Annotated in this window: 7 protein-coding genes and 2 pseudogenes; 1 reads left to right on the top strand and 8 read right to left on the bottom strand. The window is 36.6% G+C overall.

Features of this window, described 5'->3' with window-relative positions; translation table 11 throughout:
- Positions 1-123 precede the first annotated feature (123 nt).
- Positions 124-764: pseudogene (locus VV869_RS24155) on the bottom strand (IS256 family transposase); the annotation flags it as partial.
- Positions 765-1,471: 707 nt separating this feature from the next.
- Between VV869_RS24155 and VV869_RS24150 the strand changes: the two are divergent.
- Positions 1,472-2,682: pseudogene (locus tag VV869_RS24150) on the top strand (IS4 family transposase).
- A gap of 251 nt (positions 2,683-2,933) precedes the next feature.
- On the opposite strand, the gene VV869_RS24145 reads toward VV869_RS24150, so the two are convergent.
- From VV869_RS24145 to VV869_RS24115, 7 genes are all read right to left on the bottom strand, one after another.
- Complete coding sequence (locus VV869_RS24145; protein WP_337737503.1) at positions 2,934-3,815, bottom strand: glycosyltransferase; 882 nt, start codon at positions 3,813-3,815, stop codon at positions 2,934-2,936.
- Positions 3,751-4,629: a glycosyltransferase family 2 protein gene (locus tag VV869_RS24140; protein ID WP_337737502.1), complete on the bottom strand. Its 879-nt coding sequence runs from the start codon at positions 4,627-4,629 to the stop codon at positions 3,751-3,753. The genes VV869_RS24145 and VV869_RS24140 overlap by 65 nt, the downstream gene beginning before the upstream one ends.
- The gene (locus tag VV869_RS24135; protein ID WP_337737501.1) at positions 4,619-5,446 is read right to left on the bottom strand and encodes a motility associated factor glycosyltransferase family protein; all 828 of its coding nucleotides are present in this window, start codon (positions 5,444-5,446) and stop codon (positions 4,619-4,621) included. The genes VV869_RS24140 and VV869_RS24135 overlap by 11 nt, the downstream gene beginning before the upstream one ends.
- The gene (locus VV869_RS24130) at positions 5,415-6,362 is read right to left on the bottom strand and encodes an O-antigen ligase family protein (RefSeq protein ID WP_337737500.1); all 948 of its coding nucleotides are present in this window, start codon (positions 6,360-6,362) and stop codon (positions 5,415-5,417) included. The genes VV869_RS24135 and VV869_RS24130 overlap by 32 nt, the downstream gene beginning before the upstream one ends.
- A gap of 289 nt (positions 6,363-6,651) precedes the next feature.
- Entirely contained in the window at positions 6,652-7,347 is a 696-nt protein-coding gene (locus tag VV869_RS24125; RefSeq protein WP_337737499.1) for a hypothetical protein, read from the bottom strand.
- 1,533 nt (positions 7,348-8,880) lie between these two features.
- Complete coding sequence (locus VV869_RS24120; RefSeq protein WP_337737498.1) at positions 8,881-9,645, bottom strand: SDR family NAD(P)-dependent oxidoreductase; 765 nt, start codon at positions 9,643-9,645, stop codon at positions 8,881-8,883.
- Position 9,646: 1 nt separating this feature from the next.
- Positions 9,647-10,585, bottom strand: coding sequence for a phosphoglycerate dehydrogenase (locus VV869_RS24115; RefSeq protein ID WP_337737497.1), 939 nt, complete (start codon positions 10,583-10,585; stop codon positions 9,647-9,649).
- Positions 10,586-10,607 lie beyond the last annotated feature (22 nt).

Below are 10,607 nucleotides of genomic sequence, written 5' to 3'. Positions count from 1 at the left end.
CGGCTTCAAGTTTAAACTCGGGACTAAATGTTCTTCTGCTACGTTTTGTCATTGTGTCACCTGTTAACTTCCGAGGTGATGATATCACCTCTAATCAGATGGCCAAATTAACTATGCCACTACAGTCAGTACACTGAGCCAGTAATGTGCGCCTTCATTTTCAGACAGATACAGCCCCAATAGCTCCTTCTTGCCTTCAACGGTCAGACCCAAGATGGTGTATACGGCTTTGGAGATGAAGCGACCGTTCTCCTTGATTTTATAATGAATCGCATCCAACCAGACGAAGGGATAAGCGGTTCCAGATCCCGTTCTTGCCATGCTCTGAGTTCAGGCACTAGGCGGTCGGTAATGGCGTTGATCGTGCCATTTGAGATGCGCATGCCGTACAGATCTAAGAGATGTTCTCGGATGTTCTGATAGCTGTTACCCAGTACGAACAGGGAGAGGATCTTACCCTCCATTTCGTCTGTCAGGCGGGTCTGGTACTTCCTGACCGTCTGAGGTTCGAATGAGCCGTTGCGGTCTCTCGGTGTTTCCAACTCAAACTCACCAGAAGATGTTTTGACGGTCTTTTTAGATGAGCCATTCATGCGGTTAGTCGAGGTCTCTTTCGTCAGGTGCTCGTCCAGCTCTGCTCCCAAAGCAGCTTCAGTGATCTGCTTGATCAGCGGCGTGAGCAGGCCATCCTTGCCATTGAGGTTTTGATCGGACTGAAGCGCCTTGGCAAATGCCTGGGTATCGATTTCGTATTTATCAGCCATGATGTGTCTCTCCCTTTTTCAGTAAGTGTAGGAAAAGACACAAAACTTTGAACACTACCGTGAACCGCGGTTAATCAGTGCTTGGTTGTATTCTTTCCAGTTTTCTGTCCGGTAAGTACTTTTACCCATGGAGGTGGCCTGTCAGTAAACGTCTCAAGATCAGATCACTGACTGTCAGAAAAGTTCACACCGATTTAGTCAACAAAGCCGATTGACCATTCTACCTTTATCAATTCCTTCAGGATCTTCAACATTTGTGTTTCTTTGTAGCGTGACTTCTTAGCCTTATCTTCCCCTTATATTTCAGTGTAATCGGAACCTATAATTAGAACTGAACAATTTCGTAGGAAAACATCCCATCGAAAACATTTTAACAAATATCACCAGCCACTTGAAATAGCGAGGGGAAAATAAGCTCTTAGCTACCTCAGGCAACTGCATGAACTTCTATATTGTTGATGAAATTAACATATTAGATTAGAGCTTAGTAAACTGATTATCGAGCTGATCAATTAACTAGCTAAATAATCTTATTAATTACGCGTATCAGAAATAATCACGTAGAAACATATCATGACTCACAAATGCAACAATAACGCATGCGGCTCAGGAATCCCCACAAAAATCCCTTGTTGTTCAATAAGTAGACACGCACCTTGCCTTCTGATCTAATGAATTCACAACAAAAAAAAATAGAAGAAGACAAGATGCGTGATATTCAGATACTACATTATTCCCTTAGAGAACAATGCCCTAGCATTCACAAAAAGCAACTCACTCACTGATGGATTCAGTGAAAGCACTGTTAGATAGAGATGCGCTGACACTAACCTTGCTTGGCAGATCACTACCTTCTAAAGCAAAAACCAAGCACTGTATAAAGCGGGTTGACCGTCTATTAGGAAACTACCACTTACACCGAGACAGGCTAGATATTTACCACTGGCACTGCCATCAAATATGTTCGGTTAACCCACAGCCGATCGCTCTTGTCGATTGGGCCGATATCCGAGAATACAAACGCCTCATGGGACTCGGAGCATCCGTTGCAGTAGATGGTCGTTCCGTTACCCTTTTCAAGCAATCCTTTACCTTTAAACAGTACAACTCTCCCCGCAGCCATCAGATATTTCTTGTTAACTTCAAAGCCGTTTTACCTTCGCATGTCATACCTATTATTGTCACAGATGCCGGTTGGTTTCGGCAGGTAGAGACTATGGGGTGGTGCTATCTAGGCCGCATTCGCGGTGATGTGAATGTTTTTTATTGCGAACAGTGGCATCTCATTAAACAACTGTTTAAGAAAGCAAATAATTCCCCAAAGTATATTGGGTTGACCAAATTGGCAAAGCGAAAACCATTACTTTGCCATCTGCACCTTTTAAAAAAGGAAACACCCAGAAAACGAAAAGACAGACCCAGAGGTCGAGAGCATTTCACAGCACAAGCTGTTCATCGAAAATCAGCGAAAGAACCTTGGTTACTCGCTACTAACATCCCAACCAACGTCTTCTCTTCTCGCTGTATCGTCCGCCTCTATGAAAAACGTATGCAGATTGAAGAGACTTTCCGGGATCTGAAAAGCCCTCAATATGGCTTTGGCCTGCGACAAAGTCGAACCAATGACCCAAAGCGTCTCGATATCCTATTGCTGATCGGTCTTCTCGCCTTCATGGTCTATTGGTGGTTCGGCATTGCTGCCGAACATGCCGGTTGGTACCGCCAGTTCCAGGCTAATACGATAAAAAAGAGGCGGGTTTTATCCTTCGTCAGACTTGGAAAAGAAGTCTTTCGACGGCTTGAATACCACATAACAGACTCGACATTACGTTGGGCACAACAAAAGCTATTTATGATGCAGGGTGAGATCACATGTGTTTACTTTTTGAACAGCTGTGAATTCCCTCGGGCTGGTTGAGTGATTATTAGACACCTCATGCATTTCACATCTGGGGCAGATGGTTAAAAATCCCTCTATTTGTAGATCCCAACGTGCCTTACATGTGGTGATTTTACAATTTGTTAACTCACGCTCTCACCCTGATTTATGATGGCAAGGAGCAGTTATCATGCGTGAATTTTGTGGGGATCCTCCAGCGCATGCGGTCACCTGTACATAAAAACCACAAAAAAATCATCTACAACAAAATGTTGAAGATTTACATATATTTAAGTTGTAGATAGTGAACGAGTAACTTTATAACATAAGAATAATAATTGTTTAGGCAATAAACGCATAGGAGCTCTGATAATGAGCATTTTAAGTAAACCAACGAAACTGACATGTTCAATTCTATATAGTTCAAACAAGAATTTACATTCAAACTTCAAGTAACTTAATCCTCTTCTTCTAGAAAGCATATCTTGACCAGCACGTACATTAACTAAGTTACAATTCACGTTGTGAAAAACCTTCCCAGCTTTAAGCATGCGGCACCATAAATAATAATCTTCGAAAAACAGCATTGTTTTGTATCCGCCAGCCTCAAAAACATCATGCTTCTTAAACATAACAGTTACATGATTAACTGGATTTCTTGATCTCGAATAGCATCTAATCTCATGATCTTCAGAAGGGACGCTCCTTAACCCCAAGCTTCTGTCCATTTCTATATCGAACTCTTCGATAAAACCTCCACAAACAGATATGCTTGGGTTATTATTGAATACTTCCAATTGCCTCTCAAATCTATTCGAACAAGATATATCATCAGTATCCATTCGCGCAACCAACTCGTTACGACAGTGACTTAGACCGATATTCAAAGCTTGACCTAAACCAACATTTTCTTTGATCTCTACAGTACAAAGTATCTGCGGATATAATTGAACATATCGGTTAACAACCGATAGTAATTGATCATTTAATGGACCATCTTGAACCAAAACAAGTTGTTCTGGTTTCATGGTTTGTTCAACCAAAATCGACTTAAGTGCAGAATCAAGGTAATCTGGCTTTTCCTTTATATAAACTGACATTAGTACACTAAAATTTTGATTTTGCATGATCATACCCGAAGATGTTTGAAATAAAAAACCTAATTGATCCATAGTTCCGTGAGACCAAACTAATAAGACTAATCAGGCTTTTCTTTAAATCAAGTCTTAGTAAGTGATAAATAAAACCTGCAAATGGCCTTAGGTGAATATGTTCTATATAAGCTCTCAAATTAAAATTTTTAATAAAAAAAGCCCCATGCCCTTGCGAGTTGACAAAGACTTTATTCATTAGCTTAGCGAACGGTAATTTCAGTGGTGATGGATGATAAACACAGATATCTGGAGTATAATTAAATCCACCATAAATTTTAACATATCGATAAACATAATCTATCTCCTCACAGGAGTTAAACTCTCCGCCGATACCAAATTTCTCATCAAACCTCAAATCTGTATTTTTTAAAAACACACTAATAGAAGTAATATTTGCGAAAACATCACATGTATCTATAAAAAAATCATAATTTCTTTTCGTATAGCTCAGAGGTTTATTTGTTTCAGGATCCTTTGTAATTACCGCTAAACCATTAGGGTTACAGCTTATTAATCTATCGTAAACTTTATCAAGAAATCCCGAAGTGAAAAAACAGTCATCATCTGGAAAACACACATAATCTCCACATGATTCTTCCAGACCTAAATTTCGAGCATGAGATAGCCCTTTAACACCCGTTTTAATATGTTTCCAAGGCAGTGCTTGATACTTTGATTCCAACATTTGACTGATCTTGTCATCTGGATTCTGATCAACAATAATCAACTCAAAACTTATGCTTTGATCATATAAACTATCAAGAAATCTAGTGAATTCTTTCTTGTGACCGTAAACACCAACGACTAAGCTAAAGACACAATTACCTTTCATCAAATAACTCTCTGTATTCACGACGCTCAAATACATCAAGGTTACCACCAACAGTGGCATTGAAAATTTTTCTTCCGAACCTCTCGTAAACTAACTTCGACATTTGATAGCTCGCTAATACATTTTCTAATTTTGGATCATGCCATTTTTTTCCCTTACCAAAATATTCCGGGTGAAAGTGATTGGGATCATCACCTGTTGAGGTGATATTATTACCATTTACTTCAAAGTCTTTTGGAATGACATAAGAAAAGTCCATTCCAATTAAATATACTTCTTCAAAACCCATATAAAAGGCTAATTGAAGATTGATGATAGTCACTGACTGTCCACAAAATATACGTTTCGAACAATCCGAGCTAAATCTCGGGATACAATAATTATCAGATGATTCCTCATAGAACCCACGGTTCATATTGAAGAATACAGTATTATTTCTATTATTTATGAATTTCTTATAAATAGTTGGGAAAAATTTGTACTCTGTATCATATTTATTTATCTCATCAACGTTATCCATCATAACGTGTGTATCTTCAACAGTGTAAAAAGTTGGCTTAAAGCCCATCTCCTTAGTTTTGTAGAAGATTCCATTGACGGCAAAGGAGTATTCATTTTTTAATAAAGAAAGATCCATCTTATTTAGTGATGGACCATTTCCTACAATAAAACACCTTTTCCCTTTAAACTTGTTTTTGAGCTTTCTTAAATCATGCTTATCTGACTTTCTCAAAGACGGTTCTTCTAACAATGAAACAGGTACTAGACCATTCTCGTAGGCAAACTTAAGACCTGTTTTCACAACTTGTTTTAGCATGGTTGACCTCTGAAATAAAAGCAAATAGCATCATAATAAAAACTATAAATATATATTGATTATATATATTTAACGTCATATCAAATGCTCCTGAAAAAATAGAATATAGTATGAAAGAAATATATAAATTGGCATGTTTAGTATATCTATCTGCCTTTGTGACAATAATAAACAGAATTGTTATAATCGAGACTAAACCTAGAATTCCGATATCGTAGAAAGTTTGAATAAAGCTACTGTGGAAGCTCCCAAAGACTTCAGAGGTAGAGTTTCTATCTGAAAAAAGAGAAGAATAATCCTCATACACCTTTGAAGCAGCTTGACCCAGATATCCATAACCTACGGCAAGCTCTACAATGGAGAACCTACTTAATCCAGATATTGCAGATTCCCAAATAATCTCCCTACCAGATAAAATACTCGTTGTACTACGAACCAAAGCTGGGAATACTAATTGCACAGTTATATATATCGATAGAGCAAACAATGAGTATAATGGAGATAATAATACAAGGATTCTACAGAATTTAAACCTAGCAGCATATAACATAATGGTAAGAACTACTGCAATAAATGCACCTCTACTATCAGCGAGAAGCAATCCAATAGTATTTAAAGTTACCAATAGAAAGTTAGCATAGCTTTTCTTACTAAGATATAAAAAAAAAGACAGTACAAGCCCTAAACCAGCCACAACTCCAAATGCATTAATTCCTTGTGATAAAGGAAAATATGCTCTTTGTATATCAATCCCTGTTATAAACGATAATAATTTAGCACTACCAACAGCATAGTATGTTCCGCTAGAATTGCTAAGCCCTAGGACATAAAGTATTACATTTAAAGATATATATATTGGTATTGCATAAAAGACACAACGTATTTTTTCAGTGTTGTACCCCCTCAAAACTGACATTGAAAAAATCACTATCGAAGCGATCAACAAGAATTGAAATATTACTTGAGTAAAAGGTATCACACCAAATGTATATGACCTAACAAGGCTCAAGAATAACAATGCTAATAAAATCCATTTAGCACACGAAAGTCGATCAACATATACACGAGAAACGAGTCTGTACTTTAAAGAGAAAAAAAGCAAGTATGCTAAATATAAACAAAACCCCGCGTAAAAAAAGTATATATTACTCTGATAAAAAACCAAAGAAAGAAAGGTAGGCACAAGAAAAATAAAGAAGTACCTATTAATTTTCAGATCTAAGTACAATTTCGCTTACTCTTTTCATTTCTACAAGAAGTTTGTCAAAACCCATTTTATTAAAATGAATGTTATCTACTGTATACCTTTTTACATCTTCATTTGTCCAATCCCAAAGGGATATGACAAGTGGTAAATTTGAAATGAGGTGATTATCTAACTTCTGAATTATATTCATATTTTTTGGCCTTTTTCTCTTATAATTCCCATCCCAACCCTCAATAACTGGGTTTGATGAGATCCATAATAAGTTAGGTATAGACTTAAGTTCACTCAATATATAATCATCTAAAAAATCTTTATTATAAAGACTACGGGTAAGCTCTCCTTCATATTCGGTACTGTATGTATCGAACTTCGGCTCTTCACCAAATAATTTAATGCACTTTTCTTTCTTACTCGAATGTACATATTGACCATTAGACATTGGCCTTGGTGAAAAATCTACAACACCACAATGTAAGATTATAAGATCGTATTCATCATACTTACCTCGATACTCCGCGATAAAATCCAAAATTGTTGTATGTTTATATCTGCAAAGTCTAACGGTTGTATTATAGTTTTCTATATAGTACCGGATATAACTAGACAATGGATTTTTTCTATTGGTCATTTTTGTAATTTCAAATCCACGAGAATCTGTAAAGATTAAAACTTTCTTTTTTTGATGATTTTTCATCTTATATGCTTTGACTATAACATATGAAAATATTTCTATAATCAAATATATTATTCTTCTGAGTAATAACTTAACCTTAGATTGCAAGATAACCCCCTACAAATAAAATCATTGTGATGACATGAAACTTACAATAGTTAGCAGCATATTCATTAATTGATAAATCTAGACTATTCAATGAATATTTAATGTTAATTGGAAAATTAACTAATAACTGTGAAATGATTATTGAAATAGGATATGCTGAAGGTCCATAATTATTAGAGAAATACATGAGAGATATTAAGAATATCACTGTATTAATAGGATACGTCCTATAGAACGGTATTCTATTCGTTGTCATGTAGATCTGTGCATGCATTGAAGATAGTCTTTCAAAATAATAGGCAAATGCTACCAAAAAGAAAAATGATATTGGCAGTAGATTCAAGATAGGTTTTAAAAGATTGTTATTAATATATACAAATATACATAGGGAAAACATCCCTGCTATCAACATATAGATAGATCGGTTCAGATACTTTAAGCTATAAGTAACAAATGGCCTTTGTGACTCATGAATTCTCTTCTTATTTAGCAATGGGAGCTTTGAATAAAAGGGAGCCCATGATATTTGATTCACTATTTGTATAACTTTCATAGAAACTAAGAATGCGTTAAGAGATTCACCCTCAATAAAAAGCGACATTAATACACCGCTCATGTTGATAATTAGGTGACTACTGATAGACATTACACCAGTTTTCCATGAATCGTTAAGGATGCTTTTATATGTATATTCTTCTTCGGTTATGTTTTCTAAGCAGACAAACTTCTCGCATAGGTATCTATTCCTCAATAAAATAAGTAGCCACACTCCTTGAGAAATAATAATAAGAGAGAACAATGATGGATTAAAATAAACAGCGATTACTAACACAAGTGCGACCACTAGGTTTGTTATCGAATCCATATTATTCAGAAGTGCAATTTTGTTAGTCCCTCTTAGCAATACTTCATAGTATTTTCCATACATCATTAATGATTGACAAAGAACAAGAAAAACCCAAGAATATAGATTTTCACTATTTAGTTCAACTGAGTGAAATATTATTGCTGTGCCTAGGATTGATAATAGTAAAAAATAAAAAATCGTGCACCATGTGTATATTTTCCTTACAACTATTGATATTTCCTTTTTATTGTCACGCTGCGCAACATGCCGAATAAAAGTAGGGCTGAAGCCGAAGTCAACTAATATAGATAATGATGATATTGATAAAGCCAAGAGCCAAAATGTCACTTCATCTTGGCTAAAGCTTAATAGAACTTTGGGCAGAATCAATCCTAAGGATACAACTTTAGTTAAATAACTAAACCACGTTGTAATAGTTGTAGAACTAAAAAATCTAGATTTTTTCAATTACTTGTACCTATCGACTTGTTAGCCTCAGTTTTATCAAACGCACTGATAACACCCAAAATTTAGTATTATATACATATAGAGTAGTAAGCTGTAGTTAATTTATCCTTCCATAATGTAGACAGAAGCGCTCAGTCCGGATCACTTAGACATCCGCTTATACCACCACTTGCACTTATACAAGCCCCTTGAACAAAAGCAGCTTCATTTGATGATAAGAACACTGCTAGCTTTGCAATTTCTGATGGTGTACCAACTCTGCCAATAGGATGATAAGCTTCAAGCTGTCTAAATTTATCTTCTTTACCTTTAAATCCCTCTTTTAGCATATTGGTAGCTATCGCTGCTGGTTCTATAGCATTAATCCGAATTTTATTACCAAGATCTAAAACCATATTACGTGTCATAGAACTCAACGCTGCCTTTGAAGTTGCATACGCTATAAAATTTTTTTTTGTCTGTGTAGCATGAATACTACTAATATTGACTATGGAGCCAAAGTTCTTCTCTAAGTCATCTATAAATAGCTGTGACAAAAAGAATGGAGCTGTGAGGTTCACATTCAGGCTATTAACCCATTGTGCTCTAGTTAAAGTTCGGCTAGGCGCAAGATTTTGAACTGCTGCATTATTAATTAATGTGCAAATACCAACACCACTTGTTATCTTGTTAACTTCATTATAGAAATCAGATGAATACTCTTCATCAATTGCAATATTTTCTAAATTCAGCAGTATAAAATGAACATTGGTTCCAAGATTCAACTCTGCTGGTTTATCACTAACGTCTGAAGCGATAACATGATAACCTGCATAAGTGTATTCTTCGACTAAAGCCCTTCCTATGCCTCCTAGGGCGCCAGTCACCAGCGCCCACTTCACATTAGTTTTTATCATATTAACCGTCAGTATTTAAAAAACGTGCCATTTCTTCTAATGCTTTGTAAGTAGCTCGACGAACACCTTCCTTGGTATTCGAGCCATTATGTGATCCAAAAATACACTGGGGCATTTTACGAAGTGGGGATACATCTGAAAGTGGCTCTTCTTCAAATACATCTAAACCTGCCGCTGCAATATGGCCACATTGCAAGGCAGATATCAATGCTGGTTCGTCAATCAAAGGCCCACGCGCCACATTAATCACCATTGCCCCTCGCTTCATTCTTGATATGACATCGCTATTTAACATATGACGGTTGTGTTCATTCAATGCACATGTGAATATTAAGAAATCACATTTTTCTATACCATAAGGAAAAGCTTTACGCTCTACAAAACTATAGCCTTTATCTCCATCTACACCCGGATCATACACTGTAGCGGTCACACCAAAACCACTCAACCTTTTTACAAAACTCTCTCCGATATCACCGAAACCGACTACACCAATATGCTTACCAGACACACTCATACCTGCTGGCTTAGGCCAAGCATAGTTTTGTCGTATTTCTCTATCAATGAAATGTGTCTGACGAGCTAGCGCAAGGAGCATTGACATACCAACATCAGCTACTTCTCCACCAAACATATTAGGTGTATTAATGATTGGGATCCCAAGCTCTTTACAGGCAGAAAAATCAACATTGTCAACGCCAATTCCCCACTTAACAGCAGCCTTTAACTTACCTTTAATACCAGATTCAAAGACTTTCTTTGTCGCAGGATCATCACCAATAATCCAGCCATCAAAGTCAGGTAACAATGACATCAGCTCATCTTCACACAACACTTGTGTCGTCTCTGCTGCTACAAGTTCCAAACCCAACTTGCTCGCAGGCTCAAGAAACTCATTAAACATACCTAACATAGGGGGGCAAGTAACTAATACTTTCATTTAACGCTCTCCAAGAAAATTG

Source organism: Photobacterium sp. MCCC 1A19761, from assembly GCF_037389125.1.
Classification (GTDB): Bacteria; Pseudomonadota; Gammaproteobacteria; order Enterobacterales; family Vibrionaceae; genus Photobacterium.
The sequence above is the reverse complement of the archived record's forward strand: the minus strand, read 5'-3'. Positions and strand labels throughout refer to the sequence as shown.